Raw genomic sequence first — 18,533 nt, 5'->3', positions numbered from 1 at the left:
TACGACACACATTATATCAAATTCTTCCGAAAAGTTTCAGCTGAGGACAATATGTAGTAAACTGGGTATGCTTTTATTTCATTACACCCTTTTTATTCTTTAATTAAGGAGGAATCTATGTTCGAGAAATACTTCAAGCTCTCCGACCATAAGGTAACGGTCCGGAGCGAAATCATGGCCGGTCTAACGACCTTTGTAACCATGGCCTACATCCTGGCGGTCAATCCCCAGATTCTGGGCGATGCGGGCTTGCCGGCCGGCGGCGTATTGATTGCCACCGCCATTGCATCCGCCATCGGCTGCTTCTGCATGGCCATCTTCGCCAACCTGCCCTTTGCCCTGGCCCCGGGCATGGGACTCAATGCCTTCTTTGCCTACACGGTAGTCTTAAAAATGGGCTACTCTTACCAAATGGCCCTCTTTGCCGTTTTCCTGGAAGGGTTGATCTTCATCGTTCTCTCGTTGACAAATGTTCGCGAAGCGATTTTTAATGCGATCCCTCTTTCGCTTAAAAATGCCATTTCCTGTGGAATTGGTCTTTTCATCGCCTTCATCGGCCTCCAATCTTCCAATTTGGTCGTTGGCAATCCCGAGACCCTGGTCTCTTTTTCCGGCTTAAATAAAAACTTCAATACTACCGGAATCTGTGCCCTTCTCTGCCTGATCGGTATCCTCATTATTGTCGTCCTGACCCATAAGAAGGTCAAAGGAGCAATCTTGATCGGTATCCTGTCCTCCTGGGTTTTGGGCATGATCGCCCAGGCTGCCGGTCTCTATATTCCGAATATTGAAGAAGGCTTCTTCTCCCTCTATCCCTCTTGGTCGGCTCCTCATTTTGAAGAATTTTCCGGCCTTGTCGGTCAGGCTTTCAAGATCGACTTCTCTTCCATCTCTCCCTTGGAACTCTTTTCCATTACCTTTGCCTTCCTTTTCGTCGATATTTTTGACACTGTAGGCACCCTGGCCGGCGTAGCTGCTAAGGCGGATATGCTGGATAGTCAAGGTCGCCTTCCCCAGGCTCGCGGTGCTCTTTTAGCGGATGCCGTTGCCACCTCCACCGGAGCTGTCCTGGGCACTTCCACAGTCACCACTTTTGTTGAATCTTCGGCCGGCGTTGAGGCCGGCGGACGGACCGGGCTCACCGCAGTGACGACCGGCATCCTCTTTGCCCTGGCCATGATCCTCTCCCCGATTTTCATCGCTATCCCGGGCTTTGCCACCGCTGCCGCCTTGATCTATGTCGGCTTCTCTATGTTCACGGCCGTCGTCAAGATCGACCTGTCTGACCTGACTGAAGCCTTCCCCGCCTACCTGGCCATCCTCTCCATGCCCCTCTTCTACTCCATCGCTGAGGGCATCTCCATGGGCGTGGTCTCCTTTGTTATCCTCAAGCTTTTGAATGGGAAGAAAAAGGACATCTCCCCCCTCATGGCGGTTCTCGCCTTCATCTTCATTCTCCGCTACATCTTCATGTAGGCTGAGAAAGACTAGGCTTACTCTTAAAGCTGTGTTGGAACGGAAATATCCGTTCTGACACAGCTTTTTGTTTTTAAGAGCTAAGCTATTACCATTCAACGCCTTCCAACCCTGTTATTCTCTATTTTTTCCAAAAAAGCAGGGTTCGTCACCCTGACAAATCCGCGATTCGATTAGATTGTCAGGTTTTTTACCTCTGAAAGTTCCTCAGGAGAAGACAATATCATGAGGTTCGCGGGGAGGTTGGATACAACTTTCCCTGCTCCCGGCGAGGATTACCCACCCTTGGGGGCTTATATTCCGCCATAGCTGACCCACTTGGGATATAATAAAGTTGGTGGGCCCGGGCTCCGGGCTCATGAAAAGAGAATCTCATTTGCCTTTTCACAGGACGCACAGAAATAAAGGGGACCTTATGTCAAAAGACTATTTAAGCGGTGTCATCGATATTGGCTCTAATACCATACGCCTTAATTTATACCGACCGACAAAGAATGCGGATGGGGTAAAAACCGTCGTGTCCAAAAAAACTTTTGCCGGTCTTGCTTCTTACCTAATAGATGGAAAGATGACCCAAGCCGGGATCCAAAAGGCGTCCAAGACCCTGAAGAAGTTTAAGCGGATCCTGGATGACCTTGAAATCGATGAATACTATGCCTTTGCTACTGCAGCCATCCGAAATGCCTCCAATGTCCGGGAAATTCTTGAAAAAATTGAAAACGAATCCGGAATCCGGGTAGAGCTGGTTTCCGGTGAAGAAGAAGGGTATTTCTCTTATTTGGGGCTTTGTTTAGACTTAGGCCCTTTCGATGAAGGCTATGTCATCGATATCGGCGGCGGATCCACAGAGGTCACCCTGGTGAGGAAGGGAGAGTACATCTCCACCTCCTCCATCCCTGAGGGTTCCCTTTCTCTCCACCGGGCCTTCGTCAAGGATTTGATTCCTACGATCGAGGAATTTCGCCTGATCAAATCCTATGTGGTGGAGCTTTTAGAGCGCTACCCCCTCCCCCTGGCCGCCTCCAACAAAGCTTTTGGTGTCGGTGGAACCATACGTGCTGTGGGAAACCTTGCCCAGGAAATCAACAATAAGGAGAGTAACAGCGAAACCACCCTGGCTGAAGTTGAAGACCTCTCCCTCCGTTTTTTAACCCATGACAGTGCTTCTTTGAAAACCATCCTGAAAGTCACCCCCGAGCGGGTCCATACCCAGCTTCCCGGTATGATTATCCTCCAGGAAGTCATGAAAACCCTGGCCTGCTCAACCATGACCATTTCCAGCAACGGCGTTCGTGAGGGCTACTTATTCAACAAGCAAAAGGAGGATTAATCATGGACCAAGATGACAACCACTTGCATGAGGAAGACCAAACGACGGAAACCGCTCCTGTCGGGAAAGTCAAGGATTGGGATACATCCTTTACTCAAAATCGTGAACTATCCTGGCTGAACTTCAATCGACGGGTGATGGAAGAAGCACTCGATGATGATGTTCCTCTTTTTGAAAAGCTCAACTTTATCAAAATCTTCTGTACCAACCTGGATGAGTTTTGCATGGTCCGGGTGGGCCGGCTAACTGACCTTTCCCTTTTTAACGAAGATAACATCGACAATAAGAGCGGTCTCACCCCCAATGGAGAACTTCAAGCTATTTTTGAAAAGATGCAGGAGCTCTACCTCCTCAAGGACCGCATCTTTGAAGAAATCGATGGAGAATTTGAAAAGCATGGGGTCTATAATCTCACGATTGATGCCCTTAGTAATGCCCAACTCCGGGCTGTAAAAAAATATTTTCAAGACTATATTTTCCCCATCCTTTCTCCCCAGACTATCTCTCTCCATCGTCCCCTTCCTTTTTTGGAAAACAAGTCGGAATATGTCATCTTAAAGCTGGAAAAAAAGGGGAAAATCTCCTATGGAATTGTGCCCATCCCCAACTTCCTCCCCAAAATCATAAAATTGCCTACGGACCGGGGCTACCCCTTCATCCGGACTTCCAAAGTTCTCTATGAGAATGTTGATCTCTGTTATCCCAAGTTCAAGATTCTCCAGAAGACGATTATCCGAGTCACTCGAAATGCCGACCTTTCTGCCGATGATGAGGTTTCCTACGAAGATGTGGACTACCGGTCTCTCATGAAAAAAATCCTAAAAAAGCGGAACCGCCTCCAGGCGGTTCGGGTGGAAGTGAATGAAAAGGATAAGGAAGCCTTTGTTGATTTTCTATGTAGCGAACTCAGTCTGGAGCCTAACCGGATCATCCAGTCCGATGCTCCATTAGCTATGGACTATGTTTCCGAGCTCAGGGAATATCTCGACCGGGATTTTATGGTTACCCATACTTATAACCGCTACCTTCCCCGCCTGGGCGGACGATTGGGCTTTTCCGGAGACTTGATCGAGAGAGTTCGGGAAAGGGACTGGCTCTTTTCCTACCCCTATGATTCCATGGATTCCTATCTTCGGCTCATGGACCAGGCTTCTCATGATGACCGGGTCGTATCCATCAAAATTACCATCTACCGTCTGGCCAACAATTCCCGTTTAGTCGAAACCCTCTGCCGGGCTGCTGAGGCCGGCAAGGAGGTTCTGGTTCTCATGGAGCTTCGAGCCCGATTCGACGAACAGTCCAACCTGGATTACTCCCGGCAACTCTATGACGCCGGTTGCGACATCATATATGGAATGGGGGGGTACAAGGTCCACTCCAAGGTAACCCTTCTTACCCTGAAAAATGAAAATTCCTGGTCCTATATTACCCAGATCGGAACCGGTAACTACAATGAATCGACCGCCCAGGGCTACTCTGACCTTTCTTTGATGACCGCTGACCCTGAAATCGGAAATGATGCCAATGATTTTTTCCGCAACCTCCAACTGGGTAACCTCTTCGGATCCTATAACCACCTCCTCCAATCTCCCTCAACCGTTAAACCCACCCTCCTTGACCTGATGGAAAAGGAAAAGAACAAGGGCACGGAAGGATTCTGCTTCTTCAAGATGAATTCCTTTACTGACCGGGACTTTATCGACAAGGTCGCTGAAGTTTCCCAGGCCGGTGGCCGGGTCCAAATGATCATCCGAGGAATAAACTGCCTCCTGCCCGGCATCCCGGGAAAGACGGATAATGTGGAATGTCATTCCATTGTCGGTCGCTTCCTGGAGCATGCCCGAATCTACATCTTTGGCAGGGAAAATCCCAAGATTTACATCGGTTCAGCGGATCTCATGACCCGGAATACCGAACACCGGGTGGAAATCCTCTGTCCGGTCTATGATCCCCGGGTCAAGAAAGAAATCCTGAACTTTATGAACCAGCAATTCCGGGATAATAAAAAGGGCCGAATATTCGGCCCTGACGGAGACTTACATCCTATTAATGACGGGAAAGAAGCTTTCTTCGCCCAACGCTATTTCATGGAGGAATCGTCAAAAGATTCGCTTGATTCGCTATCGCCAAAGAAGGAAGTCACTTCTCTTTGGGAAAAAATTAAAGCTTTCTTCTCCTAATTCCTCCCATAAAGCAAATGACTGAGCGTCCTCGCATCCAACTGGCCGGGGGCGCTTTTCTTTTGGATATAGGCATAGGTCCAAAGGGAGGGATTCTGGGGTCCGGGCAGGCGGCTGGTTAACCCGGCCTCCCCCATACCAATGAGGATGGGGCGAATATCCGGTCGAAGGTTCCTGGCCCGATCCAGTCCCTGAGCCGGGCCTTCCAGGTCCTCCGGCCGGGAGACCTGAAAAGCCAGCTTTTGGTAGTCGGATCCGGCCTCCACCATAGCCAAATAAAGAGCCTCTGCTTCCCGGGAAGAAAAGGAACCACAAAATCGGTGACAGGAGGAAATAACAGCCATTTTTCCCCCCCGGGCTGCTTCACCCAGGTCCTGAAGCCTGTCTCGACCTAAGGACCATTCCAAATCCAAAAGATCAGGCCCCCAGTCATCTCCGGGAGAGATGGCCAGGAGATCCCTGATGATTTCCGTCTTTTTCTTTTCATCCACCAGAGGATCCCCTCCCCCCTCCCGGTAAGTCCGGAGGGTCAGGATAAGGGGGTGGGGAGTGATTCTTCTTTTGATGGACCTGACGGCAGACAAAAGGCTCCTCCCTGTCCAAGCTTGGGTGAACATGTCCGCCCGAAATTCCAGATAATCATAGGATAGGTCCGTCAGGAGATCCAGCTGACCCCTGACCTCCACCTGATCTTGGGCCGACAGGCAAGCCACCAACTTCATTCCTTCCCCCTCTTGATGATATCCAAAATGAGTTTCCGGGTCTTGTCCCATCCCAGGCAGGGGTCGGTGATGGACCTTCCCTCCACCCTTCCATCCTCCGCCTGGGACCCGTCAAGGAGGTAAGATTCCATCATAAAGCCCTTGACCAGATCTTTGACCCAAGGCTCTTGAGACCGGAGATCCATAAGACCACGAACAATGTCTCCCTGCTTATCCGGATTCTTTCCGGAATTGGAATGGTTGGCATCCACCAGGACAGCCGGGTTCATGGCCCGACTTTTGCGGAAGAGATCCCTAACCTCCTTCAAAAAGTCCAGGCCCCAGTTGGGTTGTGGATTTCCCATCCGGTCGCTATAACCTCTCAGGATCAGGTGGGCATAGGGGTTACCCGAGCTCTCCCACTCCTTGCCCCGATAGGGAAATCGCTGGGCCATTTGTATGGATAAGAGGGAGGCCATAGCCACTGAAAGATCCCCCGATGTGGGGTTTTTTACCCCTACCGGAAGGTCCATGCCGGAAGCCAGCATCCGGATGGCGGGGCTTTCTACCGACCGGGCCCCAATGGTCAAATAGCCCATGAGATCATCAAAATATGCATAGTGGTCGGGATAGACCAGCTCCATAGCCGGAGCAAAAGCCCCTTCTTCCAGGACCTCCCGTAAGAGGGCCCTGCTGACGGAGAGGCCAAGAGAAATATCCGGATCTCCCAGAGGATCCGGGAATTCCACCATCCCTTTATAACCGGTCCCTCGAGTTCTGGGCTTTTCAACATAAACTCTGGGAATCAGAAGGGCTCGGTCACCCACCTCCTCTTGCAGACGACCAAGCCTTTTGATGTAGTCCATAACCGGACCCCTCCGGTCAGCAGAACAGGGCCCGAGGATAAGAAGAAGGCGGTCATCCCTGCCGGCAAGGATCTCCTTCATCTGACGGACAAGGGACCGGCGGAGATGGATATCCGTATCGGAAAGGGGAAGATCCTTCTTCAAATCTCCGGGTTGGGGTAACTTTCGTATTTCTTTCATCTCAGCCTCCTTTCTCCTCATTTACAGCCGACGATAGTCCAGGGATAGGGTCTCCAATTTTTCAAAATAGGAGGGAAAGGACTTGTCCACTGCCTCTTCTCCTTCCAACACTCCTCCGGTTAGGGTCAACAGAGGAACCAGGGCCATGACAAGCCGGTGGTCGCCATGGCTGGAAATAGGCTCCTTAGGGGCATGGAGAGAGCCGGCCTCCACCCGGACCCAATCCTCCCCCAGGTGGACAGCGATGCCGAACTTAGACAACTCTTCCTTCATCCCTAGAGCTCGAGAGGATTCCTTATCCTTTAATCTCCCGGTCCCGGTGAAGTAACCTCCCCCTTTCAAAGCAGCCAAGCTGAAGAGGAGAGGACCCAAGTCCGGGTGGTCTTCCAAATCCACTCGACCGGGGCCATGGACCAGGACTCGAAAGAAGTCCGGATAATCCCGGTCTCCCTGGAGGCTGGAAGGATCCGGTTGAGGAAGGTCCACCCGTCCTCCAATATCGTTAAAAATTGCCAAACCGGCCCCGTTGGACCAATCGCCTTCCAGGGCCAAACTGTGCGACCGTGCTTCCTGAGGACCATCCACATAAAAGATCACCCGGTCCTCCCTGTCCTGAAGGTCAAAGGTTATGCCAAAATCTTCCATCATGGTCAGGGTCATCCTGAGATAGGGGGCCGAAACCAAAGGTTTGATCACCGTTAAAGAAGATCTTCCCTTCAAGCGGGGAAGGGTGAGAAGGAGTCCGGACAAAAATTGAGAGGAAATATCCCCGGAAAGGCTAAAATCTCCGGCTTCCAGGGGGCCTCTAACCAAAAGGCCTTCTCTTTTTCTTTCAAAGAGCAGGCCCTTAGCAGAAAAAAGCGTTTTATAGGGCTCTAAAGGGCGGTCCATGAGCCTTCCTTCTCCCTGAAAGAGGACCGGCCGGTCCATGACCATGGCCTGGGGGATGAGGAAGCGAAGACTCGTTCCCGACTCTCCAAGAGGGATGACGAGTGGAGAAGAAGGATCCGGAAGATTTTCCCCCTTTGCTGCCAGAGGGCCTCGAACCCTCACTCCCCCGTCCTCTACCCGAATAAAGCCACCCAGGGCCTCCAATCCGGTCCTTGTGGCCAACAGGTCCTTGCTCTCCTCCCAGGGGGAAAGAAAACTCTCCTCTCCGCTAAGACAGGCTAAAAATAGGGCTCGGTGAGCCTGGCTTTTGGACGGGGGAAGACTGACCTGTCCTTTCAGCCGGCAGGGAAAAATCTCAAGAGTCAAGGCATCCTCCCCTCTGTGTTCTTTTTGACCAATCCTCTACAATCAGTTCTGCCACCTGGTCGGATTCCAGAGAACGAATATCCAGTCGGACGTCAGCCAGTCGGTAGAGGTCCACCCGCTCCTGATAGCGGTCCTCCATGGCCCGCCGGTTGGGGGTGAGGGGACGGCGATAGGTGGAGAAGAGTTCCTCCACAGGACGGTCAAGAAAATAGACCAGGCCATTTGCCCGAAGAGTATCCCGGTTTTCCTCACGGAGGATGGACCCTCCTCCGGTGGAAATGACCAGACCTGTTTCCAACCGGAGACCGGCAATCACCCGGCTCTCCCAGTCACGAAGGGCCTCCTCCCCTTCTTTGAGAAAGAGTTCCGAAACGTGGCGTCCGGTACCTTCTTCGATCAGCCGGTCAGTGTCAACCAGTTTTCTCCCCATCTTCCAGGCCAGAAATCGACCGACTGTGGACTTGCCGGAAGCCGGCATACCGGTCAGAACGATATTCCTCTTTTCCGCAAGCAAGTCCCGGAAAATCTGGTCGGCCCGGTCGCGATCAAGCTTCTGGCCCAGAAATAACTGGGCGGAATAAAAGGCCTGAAGGACTAACATATAGAAACCACCAGCTGATGGAACCCCCCGCTTTTCTCCTTCAATTACCAAAGGAGTGCGGAGAGGGTTATAGACCAAATCGTAAATGCCTTGGAGCTTGGGAAAGGCGGCCGGAGAGATGGGTAGGCGGTCCATGGGGTCCGGGGCCGTGCCAACCGGGGTGGTGTTGATCAGAAAATCGACATTTTTTCCCTTTTCTATTGCCTCTTGGTAAGTCAAGGCTCCTTGGCGGCCTGTCCGGGAAACCTTGCGGACCCGACCGGCACCCAGCTTATCCAAAACAAAATCTGACGTTTTTGAACTCCCCCCCGTTCCCAGGATCAGAGCGGATTTCCCGGCAAGAGAGAAACCGGCCTGGCGAATTCCTTCCTCCAAGCCCAATACATCCGTATTGTATCCATAGAGCTTGTCCCCCCGATTGATGATCACATTTACTGAGCCACAGGCCCTAGCCCCCTCATCCATCCCATCCAAAAAGGGAACCACCTTCTCTTTGTAGGGCCGGGTGACATTGATGGCCCGGAAGGGTCTTTGGCTCATAAATTCCTGAAAAGCATCAGGCGGGACTTCAAAATAGGTATAGGAATAGTCCGCCAAACGGCGGTGGATTTCCTGAGAATAGCTGTGAGTCAAGGGCCAGCCTAAGAGTCCGTAGGAATGCATAGTCCCTCCTTTCTTTCCTCTTCAGAGATTGTGATGCTTGTCATTGAAGGAAAAAATCCGGACCTTCCTGGGACAAGATCAAGTCAAAAAGGACCAGGGCGGTCATGGCATTTACAACTTCAAAGGCCCGGTGGACAATTGAAGGATCGTGACGGCCATGGATAACCAGCTTTTCCTCTTCGCCCGTCTTCAGGTTGACTGTCGTTTGCACTTTTCCGATGGAAGGGGTGGGCTTAACGACGGTCTGAAAAACAAGAGGCATGCCGTTGGAAATTCCCCCTTGAATCCCGCCCGAGTGGTTGGTCAAAAAGCTTACCCCTTCTTGGGTCATCACCATAGGATCATTAGCCTGAGACCCCTTCATGGCAGCCAGCTGAAATCCGGATCCGAAGGAAATACCCTTGATTCCGGGGATGGTGAGCACGGCGTGGGCTAATCGGGCATCTAGTTTATCAAAAAAGAGGCTTCCATAGCCCGGTTTCAGACCAACAACCACCGTTTCCAACCGTCCACCCAGAGAATCCTTGTCCTCTTTTGCCCGGGAGAGGAGGGCAAAAAAGTCGGACCGGAGGTCCTCTCTAATCAAGGGAAAATCGGATTTTCCCACTTTCCTTACGGCATCTTCAAGGTTCTCGCCATCAGCAAACCGCCCGTCTTTCAAGGGTCCGACCTGGGCAAGGTGGCTGCCGATGATAACCCCCTTATCCTCCAGAACCTTTCGAACGATTGACCCGGCAAAGACCAGGGGACAGGTCAAGCGACCCGAAAAAGCCCCACCTCCCCGGTAATCGTGGTAGCCGCGATAACGGATTGATCCGGTGTAATCCGCATGACTTGGGCGGGGAATGTCCTTGACCTCTTCATAGGGCCCCGAATCTACATCTTTGTTCCAAATCAGGACGGCCAGGGGGGTCCCGGAAGCCCGGACCTCTCCGGTCTCCGGATCCTTCCGGATGCCGGAAAGAAAAACATATTCATCCTTTTCCCGACGTGGCGTCGATACTGAAACAGGTCCCCGCCTGCGGCATAGGGCCTCTTCAATATAAGCCCTGTCGATGGGAAGGCCGGGCGGGAGGTTGGTCAGAACAAAACCTATGCCCAAACTGTGACTTTCCCCAAAAAGGCTGAGCCGGACAGATTTTCCAAAAAAATCAGACATGACTAGCCTCCTTTGTCCTGTTTTCTTCCTCTTTTTCCCGGAGGAGGTCTTCCATCCTTTCTAAACTGATTCGACGAATAAGCGGTTGACCGACTTCTTCCACAGCAATGGCCCGAACTTCTCCCCCATCCACCTTCTTATCATGGAGGATGGCCCGGAAAAGAGTATCCGCAGGAATATCGGTTTTGGTGGGAAGGCCATAGGCTTTAAGGAGTGGGAGAAGGCTAGTCAAAACCTTGGGCGAAGTGAAATAAGTCATTCCTATGGCCACCGATTCTCCATGGAGGAGGTTGGATGAAGCTTCGATGGCATGGCCTACGGTATGACCGAAGTTCAGGACCTGGCGGATTCCCCGGTCAGTGAAATCCTCCTGGATGATCCGGGCCTTTGACCGGAGGCAGGCCATGATGACTTCTTCCATTCTGTCTTCCGCCTGATGGCTGCAAAGGATCCGGTAGAGGTTCGGGTCCAAGATGACGGCCGTCTTAATGACCTCTCCCATCCCATTCCTGAATTGGCGGTCCGGCAGGCTGGCCAGGGTGTCCGGGTCAACCACGACTGACCGGGGATGGTGGAAAGCCCCGACCATATTTTTCAGACCTCCAAAATTTAAGGCCGTTTTTCCGCCGATAGAAGAATCAATCTGGGCTAAAAGACTGGTAGGCAGGGTATAAAAATCAATCCCTCTCATATAGGTTGCTGCCAGGAATCCCCCAAGATCCCCCACCACTCCGCCTCCCAAAGCAAGAAGGCAATCTCGTCTGGTGAATCCCTTATCCACCATAACTTGAAGGATGGATTCATAAGTTTTCAGACTCTTGGACCTCTCTCCGGAGGGAACCCGGACCGGACAGGGCGTTTGGCATTGACGAATGACCTGGTTGACATAGGAATCAGGAATACCTTCATCGGTCAGGATGAGAACCCTCCGGTTGAGGTCCATGTAGTGGCCCAGGGACAAGAGAGACCCCCGGCCCAGGTGGATCCGGTAGGCTTGATCTCTACCTTTGATTTCTAAATCCATGCCTTTTCCTCCTCATCCTCATCCATTCCTCCCTGATAGAGATCATAGTAGGCCCCATGAGCTGCCATAAGATCCTGATGGTTCCCCCGCTCAAGAATTTTTCCTTCTGAAAGAACAATAATTTCCTCAGCATCCCGAATGGTCGATAAGCGGTGGGCGATAATCAGGGTTGTCCGGTCCTTGGACAAGCGGACCAGGGACTCCTGGATAAAACGCTCTGACTGGTTGTCCAGGGCGGAGGTGGCTTCATCCAGGATCAGGATGGGCGGGTTCTTCAGGAAAACCCGGGCAATGGAAATTCGCTGCTTCTGTCCACCTGAAAGCATGACTCCACGCTCTCCTACATAGGAGTCAAAACCATCCGGCAGGTCCATGATAAAGTCGTAGGCCCCGGCCAGCTTGGCTGCCCGAACCACTTCTTCATAGCTGGCTCCGGGTTTTCCGTAAGCAATATTCGCTCCCACGGTGTCCGAAAAGAGGTAAACATCCTGTTGGACAATCCCGATATTATTGCGAAGAGAAGAGAGCGTCAGGTCCCGAATATCATGGCCATCAATTCGAATCGCTCCTGAAGTAACATCATAAAAACGAGGAATGAGATTGGTCAATGTGGTCTTTCCCCCACCGGACGGCCCGACGATGGCCAGCTGGTGACCGGGTTGGATGATGAGGTTAAGCTGATCGATAACGGCTTCATTCGCATTGGGATAGACGAAGGAAACCCGGTCAAAATCCAACTTCCCACGAACATTCCTGAGGTCCACAGCCCCCTCTTTTTCCTGAATATCGGATCTGGTGGACATGACACCGTCAAAACGCTCCAGGCCTGTCATCCCCCGCTGGAACTGCTCGGTGAATTCGATGATCCGTGCCAAGGTCACCAGGAGGGTCTGGGTGTAGAGGATGTAGGCCACGAACTCCCCCGGGCTGATTCGTGCCCAAACCAGGGAGAGACCGCCGAAAATGAGGACAACCACCATCATAAGGCCGTCAAATATCCGGGAGACGGACTGGAAAGCCGCCATGGCATAGTAAAACTCTTTCTTGATTTTGAGGAAAGAGGAGTTGTCTTTTTCAAATTTTTCTTCTTCCACATCTTCATTGGAGAAGGATTTGACCACGGAGAAGCCCAGGAAGGAATCCTCGATGGAGGCATTAATATCCCCGATCTTCCGCCGCTGGTCCATTTGTGCCTGGCGAAGACGGTGACGAAATTTAGCTGATACATAAAAATACAAAGGGATGAGAGCAAAGAGAATGAGGGTCAGCAGAACATCCACCCGGATCAGGATGATAAAGGATGCCAGAAGCTTGATCACCCCGATGAAATACTCTTCCGGACAATGATGGGAAAATTCAGTCACATCAAAAAGATCATTGGTCAGGTTGGACATGATGTGACCGGTTTTGTGGGTGGAAAAATAAGCATGAGGCAGGGTTTGAAGGTGGCGGTACATATCCGACCGCATATCCATTTCAATTTTTGCTCCCATGATGTGACCCGTTCCCTGCATAAAATAGCGGGCGGCGATCTCCACCAGGCGGAGAATGATATACAAGGCAGACATCTTCCCGATGAAGGTCACCGTCAGGTTGGCCATGTCCCGAGAGGCTGTATCCGTAATCCGGGACAAGATGAGGGGAAGAACGATGTCACATACTGTCGTTAAGGAGGCACAAAAGAGATCCCTGGCCAGGAGACCCGCATTTTTTTGGTAGTAGGGACGGAGAATGGCCATTAGTTCAAGGTTTGATTTTTTTATCGTTGTTTGCTGGGTCATAGCGACTCTTTCTAAGGGTTATGGGTTCGAGCTTTCCTGATTCCTCCAGGCTAAGAATAGCGGAATCTTGGGGAAGCATCAGTGCCTCCAAGTCTTCCGGATCATGGAAAACCAGGAGGACAGCTTGAAAGCGGGGGAAGGCCCTCTCCCTCAGCCAGGTCCAGGTCCGGTCCCGACTGGCCCGGTCCAGGCCGCGGAAGGGCTCATCAATGATCAAAAAGTCAGCCGGAGCCATGCCCGCCCGAAGGAGGGAAACTCGCTGTTTCATCCCCCCGGACAGGGTGTCCACCCGGCTCTCTCCTTCCCCCTCCAAATCCAGGGAAATGAGGTCCTGGTTAAGACCGGAGAAGTGCTTAGGAGCAACCAGACGGAGGTTCTGACAGACAGTCCAAGAGGGGATAAGCCGGTCTTCCTGGAAAGCCGCAGAAAAAGTCAGCCCATCCCTCCTCCCTACCTCCCCCTCATCCGCTTGGTCCAGTCCCAGGAGAAGGCGGGTAAGGGTAGTTTTGCCGGCACCCGAAGGGCCAAGAAGAATCGTCAGGCTTCCCGGCTGAAAACAATAGCTCACCCCGTCAAGGACCCTCCCCTTTTCAAAGGACTTTCCTACCGAAGTCATCTCGATCAGGGATCCTTCCTGATCGAGCGAACTCTCTTCAGTCCGAGGTCCTTTGGCCGGAAGGTCGGCTAAGGCCCTCATTGTGATTTGAAGAAGGCCGTGAAAAAGCTTCTGAAAAAAAGCGGCAAGAAGGATCAAAACAAAGGTCCAGGCCAGAAGTCCCGCCAAGTCCAAATAAAGCTTAGCATCGAATAGGGCTTCGCCGATAGAGGGGGCGGCCATAGCGATGATTTCCGCTGTTATCCCCGACTTCCAGGCCATCCCCATCCCCGTTTCCGCCCCGGCCAGAATTTGGGGATAAGCGGATGGGACAAGGATGGCCCGGAAGACCTCCCAAGAGGAAAGACGAAAGACTTGGGCAAACTCCAACATGGAAGGAGGTGTCGACCGGAAAGCTTCCAGGGCATTGGTATAAACCAGGGGAAAAACCACTACCAGGGGAATAACCAGGGATAAGTGGATAGGGGCAAGCCAGAAAAGGGCCAGGATGACAAAAGAGGCCATGGGGATGGCCCGCATAACCTGGACCGGAGCCCGAAGATAGACTTCAAGACCGGGAAAACGCCAGGAAAGATGGGCACAGGCAATGCCCATGATAAAAGCGATAAGAAATCCGGACAGAATCCGTAGACTGGAAGAGGCGAGGCGGAGATAAAAATCCGACTGAATCACCAGGTCAATCAGGGACCCGAAAACATCCAGAGGGCCTGGCAAGAGAAGGGGGCTGTTGACGAGAAAAGACAAAAAGAACCATAGTCCCATCCAAAATAGGATAGGACCAAGTCTTTCTCGTCCTCGATTCAGTCTTCCTGCTTGTTTCATCCCTCCCCCTCTTCCTGCTTGTCAATAAGATGAAGACTCCTATTTGGCAAAATAGTAAAAATCCTCACCGGGAATTTGACCTCCCAGGGATTTAGGATTTTCCTTAAAGAGGACGGAAAGGAATCCCCCCAACTTATCTTTCATTTCCTGGCCATCAATATAAACGAGGTTGCAATAAGGTAAGGCCTTCTCCGCAATCGGTGCTTTCATAATACCTAAGTCCTCTCCGATAATCCGGGCGGCTTCCTGGGGATGATTCACGACATAGTTTAAGGATTCATGGGCCTCTTCCAGATACCTATCGATAAGAGCCTTATTCTTATCCACAAAGGACTTGCGGGCAAGAGTCACTCCCATGACAAGGGCTGAGGTGGGATTCTTTCCTTCCTGAACCTTGTCCCACTCCTTGGTCAAATCCAAAGCCACTTTCAAATTTTTCATCTTGGTCTGGGCAACGGTCACAAAGGGCTGAGGGAGAAGAGCAAGGGCATCCGGATCCTTAGCCAAGGCTTGAAGGGCCTGGGTATGGTCCTGTTCCCACTCAATCTTGACCGACTTTCGATCAATTCCCTTCTCGTCCAAAAGATAGGATAAAACATATTCCGGACTGGCCCCTTTGCCCGAAGCGTAAAGCGTCTTTCCCTTCAGATCCTCCAGGCTTTTCACCCGACCTTGGGGATCAAGGATATAGAGAACGCCCAGAGTGTTGATATGAAGAACCTGGACATCTCCATTTAGTTTTTGGTAAAGAAGAGCGGCAACATTGGAGGGGACCGTAGCCAGGTCCGCTTCTCCATTAACTAAGGCAGTCACCGCCTGGTCAGGGCTGTCCACAATCGTGTAAGAGGATAAACTCTTTGACTTCCCCTCTTTCTGGTCTTTGAGGAGCTTGGACAGGCCCATGGAGGTCGGGCCCTTAAGAGCAACCATATTGATGGATGCCTGAGGTTCCCGGGGACCGCAAGCCGTGATAATCAGCAAGAAGACAAAAAATATACTTACTGTCTTTATTGCCAATCTATTATTTCTTTTTTTCATAGTAAGGACTCCTTCCTTTCATTGACCCCTCTATTATAAGACACCGGAAGTCCAGCGTAAAATCCAAGTCTCTCTTTGGCCTTTTAAGAAAAAATTCCCGGTACTGAGGAGCTTTTCCGATCAATTCTTGATAGAATAGAAATGGAGTGTTTTATCAATATGAAAGAAAGTTGGTGTAAGCATGGATGTAAAAATTTGTACCGGTGCCAAGTGCACCCTCTACGGAGCCAGTGGCATCATTGAAAGTTTAGAGGATCTTCAGGAAAATCTTCACGACTATCCCGGAATTCCCGCCGATGCGGTCCTCAACATTGAAATTATACGTTGCGACCGACGTTGTAAAGAGAAAAAAGTTTCCCCCCTTGTTTTCGTCGATGATGTACCTTTCGAAAATGCCAAGGTCCCTGAATTGATGGAAGCGATCTTGAATGGGTTGGAAAAGGAGAAAGCATGAAGTCATCGTATGTAGACGTTCTCAATATCCGTCGTATGGCCTTCGCCGCTATTGCCCGGATGGCCTATGAGGATGATGACTTACATAACATTGGACATGAGACTTATGAGGCCCTCCCCGGAGAGGTTGCCTCTTACCGGGAGAATATCTTCCGGGAAAGAGCTGTTTACGGGGAAAGACTCCGGATGGCCCTGGGACTGGACGCCCGCACGGCAGCGGACACCAATGATATTACCGATGGTCTGGAAGAAGTCGATGTGGCAAAAAGAGTCTACCAGCCTCCCCTGGTTTCCGTCATCAAAATTGCCTGCGAGGCCTGCCCCACGACCCACATCACCATCACGGACAATTGCCGGAAGTGCCTTGCCCACCCCTGTATGAATGTATGTCCGAAAAATGCGATTTCCACCGGCAAGGATAAGATGGATCTTAACCAGGACAAGTGCATCAAGTGTAAGAAATGCGTTAAGGAATGCCCCTATGGTGCGATCGTTGAAACCGGTCGCCCCTGTGAGGATGCTTGTGGAGTTCAGGCCATCGAATCCGACTATCTCAACCGGGCGACCATCAACCCGGACAAGTGCGTCTCCTGTGGCCAGTGCATCACCGCCTGTCCCTTCGGAGCCATCGCCGATAAGTCCCAGATCTACCAGGTTATTAAAAATATGAAGGAGGGCCATGACCACTATGCCATCATTGCTCCTTCCTTTACCGGCCAATTCGGTGCCCTGACTAAGCCCCCCCAGGTCAAGGCAGCAATCAAGGAGTTGGGCTTTAAGGATGTGGTCGAAGTGGGATTGGGTGCTGACCTCACCACCATGAACGAGGCGGAAGAGTTCATCGAAACCGTTCCTAAGGAAAGGGCCTATATGGGTACCTCCTGCTGTTATTCCTGGAAGCTCATGGTCCAGAAGAACTTCCCTACGGAAAATGACCTCATCTCCGACTCATCCACACCCATGATCTACACGGCCATGCAGATCAAAAAGGACCATCCGGATGCAAAGGTGGTCTTCATCGGCCCCTGCATTTCCAAGAAGTTGGAAGCCCTCCAGGAAAATGTCAAGCACTATGTTGACTTTGTCATCACCTATGAGGAACTCCTCGGCATGTTCGTTGCCAAGGATATTGAACCTTCGGCCATCGAAACCGATGATGTCTGGGAGGATGCCTCCCAAACCGGTCGTGGCTACGGCGTAGCCGGAGGCGTTGCCAAGGCTGTGGTTGACCGGGTCCACGAGCTGGAACCCGATCGTAAGATTTTCGTTGACAATGCAGAAGGTCTCCACGAATGCGTCAAGCTCATGCGTCTGGCCAAGGCCGGCATTAAAAAAGGCCACCTCCTGGAAGGTATGGCCTGTGAAAAGGGATGTATCGGTGGACCCGGCATCGTTGTTCCCCGTCATCGGGCTCGGAAGGCCAATGTGGCTTTTTCCCAAGCCTCCCCCTTCAAATCACCGGCTGACAACTCCAATATTCCGGAAGAAGATAAGCCCGTATATAAACCAGCTACGAAATAAAACAAAGGCTGTGTGGAGCAGAATGCTCCACACAGCCTTTTTCCTATTTATAGTAGGACCAGGCATTTTTGATTTGGGGAAAGAGTCGTTCCTGTGACCAGGTTTGCTGAGTTCTTTGCCAGGAATTAGGATCCTGAACCCGGATCTGATCCCCTTCCTTTCCCGCCAGGACAATGAAGTGGCCTTGGTTAGTGAAATCGCCCGGTTTCACCGAGGCAATCAAGACCCGGCCCCGGTCCAACTCTCTCAAAATATCTTCCGGTCGGTTGCCGATTTCCTCCCCGTGGAAGCCATACTTGGCAGGGGCTTCATTCATATAGGTCCACTTGGTCCCAACCTCTTCCACATAATAGTTCCCTGCTAAAAGCTCATCCGCCACCAGATCGGGGGTCAAGGCATAATTTCGGGTCACGGACATGGCCACCATGGCCATGCAGGTGGGTCCGCAGCCGGCTTCTCCTAGTGTGGATTCCCCCATGCCACGCTGGCTCCATCGCCCATCCTTCTGCATGAGATAAGGAACCGCCATTGCCTTTTCTTCGTCATCCAGAATTTTCGGCCGAAGCTTCAAGAAGGAACGAGGAATGTCCGATTTACTGTCCTCCATGATAACCAGATCCCGGCCCGGACCCTGATTATTGAGTTCATTTTCATTGGAAGACGACCCATCGTCCGGCTTTTTTCGGGACTCTACCCCACTGGAGAAGTCCCCTTTACCAAGAGACCCGGAAAAGGGACTTGGGCGTAGTATCTCCCTTATTAATAGAAAGGAGACAAGCAAAAGACCTGCGAGAATAAAAACAGATAGGATAAAAAGGGTTCTATTATGATCGGACTTGGTTTTTCTCATCGTTTTTTCCTTTTC

General features: G+C 51.5%; 15 protein-coding genes. 5 read left to right on the top strand and 10 right to left on the bottom strand.

Annotated features, from left to right (window positions below):
- Positions 1-117 precede the first annotated feature (117 nt).
- The 3 genes from BN2373_RS06055 to ppk1 all read left to right on the top strand — a co-directional run bounded on the left by BN2373_RS06055 (position 118) and on the right by ppk1 (position 4,986).
- Positions 118-1,476: an NCS2 family permease gene (locus BN2373_RS06055; protein WP_053943202.1), complete on the top strand. Its 1,359-nt coding sequence runs from the start codon at positions 118-120 to the stop codon at positions 1,474-1,476.
- A 415-nt stretch (positions 1,477-1,891) separates the two neighbouring features.
- Positions 1,892-2,806, top strand: coding sequence for a Ppx/GppA phosphatase family protein (locus BN2373_RS06050; protein WP_053943201.1), 915 nt, complete (start codon positions 1,892-1,894; stop codon positions 2,804-2,806).
- Between the two features lie 2 nt (positions 2,807-2,808).
- Positions 2,809-4,986: a polyphosphate kinase 1 gene (gene ppk1 / locus BN2373_RS06045; RefSeq protein ID WP_053943200.1), complete on the top strand. Its 2,178-nt coding sequence runs from the start codon at positions 2,809-2,811 to the stop codon at positions 4,984-4,986.
- Here ppk1 and BN2373_RS06040 read toward each other — a convergent pair.
- From BN2373_RS06040 to BN2373_RS06000, 9 genes are read right to left on the bottom strand one after another with little or no spacing between them, the layout of a single operon-like run.
- On the bottom strand, positions 4,983-5,708 hold the full coding sequence (locus BN2373_RS06040; RefSeq protein WP_053943199.1) for a type I 3-dehydroquinate dehydratase: 726 nt from the start codon (positions 5,706-5,708) through the stop codon (positions 4,983-4,985). The two genes, ppk1 and BN2373_RS06040, sit on opposite strands and share 4 nt — an antisense overlap.
- Positions 5,705-6,733: a 3-deoxy-7-phosphoheptulonate synthase gene (locus tag BN2373_RS06035; protein ID WP_053943198.1), complete on the bottom strand. Its 1,029-nt coding sequence runs from the start codon at positions 6,731-6,733 to the stop codon at positions 5,705-5,707. The genes BN2373_RS06040 and BN2373_RS06035 overlap by 4 nt, the downstream gene beginning before the upstream one ends.
- A gap of 21 nt (positions 6,734-6,754) precedes the next feature.
- Positions 6,755-7,990, bottom strand: coding sequence for a 3-phosphoshikimate 1-carboxyvinyltransferase (locus BN2373_RS06030; protein WP_053943197.1), 1,236 nt, complete (start codon positions 7,988-7,990; stop codon positions 6,755-6,757).
- The gene (locus BN2373_RS06025) at positions 7,980-9,254 is read right to left on the bottom strand and encodes a shikimate kinase (RefSeq protein WP_053943196.1); all 1,275 of its coding nucleotides are present in this window, start codon (positions 9,252-9,254) and stop codon (positions 7,980-7,982) included. Before BN2373_RS06025 ends, BN2373_RS06030 begins: the two co-directional genes overlap by 11 nt.
- A 40-nt stretch (positions 9,255-9,294) precedes the next feature.
- Complete coding sequence (aroC, locus tag BN2373_RS06020; protein WP_053943195.1) at positions 9,295-10,413, bottom strand: chorismate synthase; 1,119 nt, start codon at positions 10,411-10,413, stop codon at positions 9,295-9,297.
- A complete protein-coding gene (gene aroB, locus BN2373_RS06015) occupies positions 10,406-11,437 on the bottom strand; it encodes a 3-dehydroquinate synthase (protein ID WP_053943194.1) in 1,032 nt (343 codons plus the stop codon). The genes aroC and aroB overlap by 8 nt, the downstream gene beginning before the upstream one ends.
- Complete coding sequence (locus BN2373_RS06010; protein WP_053943193.1) at positions 11,428-13,218, bottom strand: ABC transporter ATP-binding protein; 1,791 nt, start codon at positions 13,216-13,218, stop codon at positions 11,428-11,430. Before BN2373_RS06010 ends, aroB begins: the two co-directional genes overlap by 10 nt.
- Entirely contained in the window at positions 13,181-14,656 is a 1,476-nt protein-coding gene (locus BN2373_RS06005) for an ATP-binding cassette domain-containing protein (RefSeq protein ID WP_053943192.1), read from the bottom strand. Before BN2373_RS06005 ends, BN2373_RS06010 begins: the two co-directional genes overlap by 38 nt.
- A gap of 39 nt (positions 14,657-14,695) precedes the next feature.
- Entirely contained in the window at positions 14,696-15,694 is a 999-nt protein-coding gene (locus BN2373_RS06000; RefSeq protein ID WP_053943191.1) for an ABC transporter substrate-binding protein, read from the bottom strand.
- 181 nt (positions 15,695-15,875) lie between these two features.
- Between BN2373_RS06000 and BN2373_RS05995 the strand changes: the two genes are divergently transcribed.
- Entirely contained in the window at positions 15,876-16,148 is a 273-nt protein-coding gene (locus BN2373_RS05995) for a (2Fe-2S) ferredoxin domain-containing protein (RefSeq protein ID WP_053943190.1), read from the top strand.
- Positions 16,145-17,668: a 4Fe-4S dicluster domain-containing protein gene (locus BN2373_RS05990; protein WP_053943189.1), complete on the top strand. Its 1,524-nt coding sequence runs from the start codon at positions 16,145-16,147 to the stop codon at positions 17,666-17,668. Before BN2373_RS05995 ends, BN2373_RS05990 begins: the two co-directional genes overlap by 4 nt.
- Positions 17,669-17,711: 43 nt before the next feature.
- Here the strand turns inward: BN2373_RS05990 and BN2373_RS05985 are convergent, their stop codons facing one another.
- Positions 17,712-18,518, bottom strand: a complete 807-nt coding sequence (locus tag BN2373_RS05985) for a C39 family peptidase (RefSeq protein WP_053943188.1) — start codon at positions 18,516-18,518, stop codon at positions 17,712-17,714.
- Positions 18,519-18,533 lie beyond the last annotated feature (15 nt).

It is taken from the genome of Kallipyga gabonensis (assembly GCF_001286805.1).
Classification (GTDB): domain Bacteria; phylum Bacillota; class Clostridia; order Tissierellales; family Peptoniphilaceae; genus Kallipyga; species Kallipyga gabonensis.
This window is presented reverse-complemented; position numbering and strand designations above follow the sequence as displayed.

What these genes read in the sequence shown, in the direction of transcription:
- BN2373_RS06055 (WP_053943202.1), top strand. Translation starts at nt 118, where the DNA reads ATGTTCGAGAAATACTTCAAGCTCTCCGACCATAAGGTAACGGTCCGG.
- BN2373_RS06050 (WP_053943201.1), top strand. Translation starts at nt 1,892, where the DNA reads ATGTCAAAAGACTATTTAAGCGGTGTCATCGATATTGGCTCTAATACC.
- ppk1 (WP_053943200.1), top strand. Translation starts at nt 2,809, where the DNA reads ATGGACCAAGATGACAACCACTTGCATGAGGAAGACCAAACGACGGAA.
- BN2373_RS06040 (WP_053943199.1), bottom strand. Translation starts at nt 5,708, where the DNA reads ATGAAGTTGGTGGCTTGCCTGTCGGCCCAAGATCAGGTGGAGGTCAGG.
- BN2373_RS06035 (WP_053943198.1), bottom strand. Translation starts at nt 6,733, where the DNA reads ATGAAAGAAATACGAAAGTTACCCCAACCCGGAGATTTGAAGAAGGAT.
- BN2373_RS06025 (WP_053943196.1), bottom strand. Translation starts at nt 9,254, where the DNA reads ATGCATTCCTACGGACTCTTAGGCTGGCCCTTGACTCACAGCTATTCT.
- aroC (WP_053943195.1), bottom strand. Translation starts at nt 10,413, where the DNA reads ATGTCTGATTTTTTTGGAAAATCTGTCCGGCTCAGCCTTTTTGGGGAA.
- aroB (WP_053943194.1), bottom strand. Translation starts at nt 11,437, where the DNA reads ATGGATTTAGAAATCAAAGGTAGAGATCAAGCCTACCGGATCCACCTG.
- BN2373_RS06010 (WP_053943193.1), bottom strand. Translation starts at nt 13,218, where the DNA reads ATGACCCAGCAAACAACGATAAAAAAATCAAACCTTGAACTAATGGCC.
- BN2373_RS06005 (WP_053943192.1), bottom strand. Translation starts at nt 14,656, where the DNA reads ATGAAACAAGCAGGAAGACTGAATCGAGGACGAGAAAGACTTGGTCCT.
- BN2373_RS06000 (WP_053943191.1), bottom strand. Translation starts at nt 15,694, where the DNA reads ATGAAAAAAAGAAATAATAGATTGGCAATAAAGACAGTAAGTATATTT.
- BN2373_RS05995 (WP_053943190.1), top strand. Translation starts at nt 15,876, where the DNA reads ATGGATGTAAAAATTTGTACCGGTGCCAAGTGCACCCTCTACGGAGCC.
- BN2373_RS05990 (WP_053943189.1), top strand. Translation starts at nt 16,145, where the DNA reads ATGAAGTCATCGTATGTAGACGTTCTCAATATCCGTCGTATGGCCTTC.
- BN2373_RS05985 (WP_053943188.1), bottom strand. Translation starts at nt 18,518, where the DNA reads ATGAGAAAAACCAAGTCCGATCATAATAGAACCCTTTTTATCCTATCT.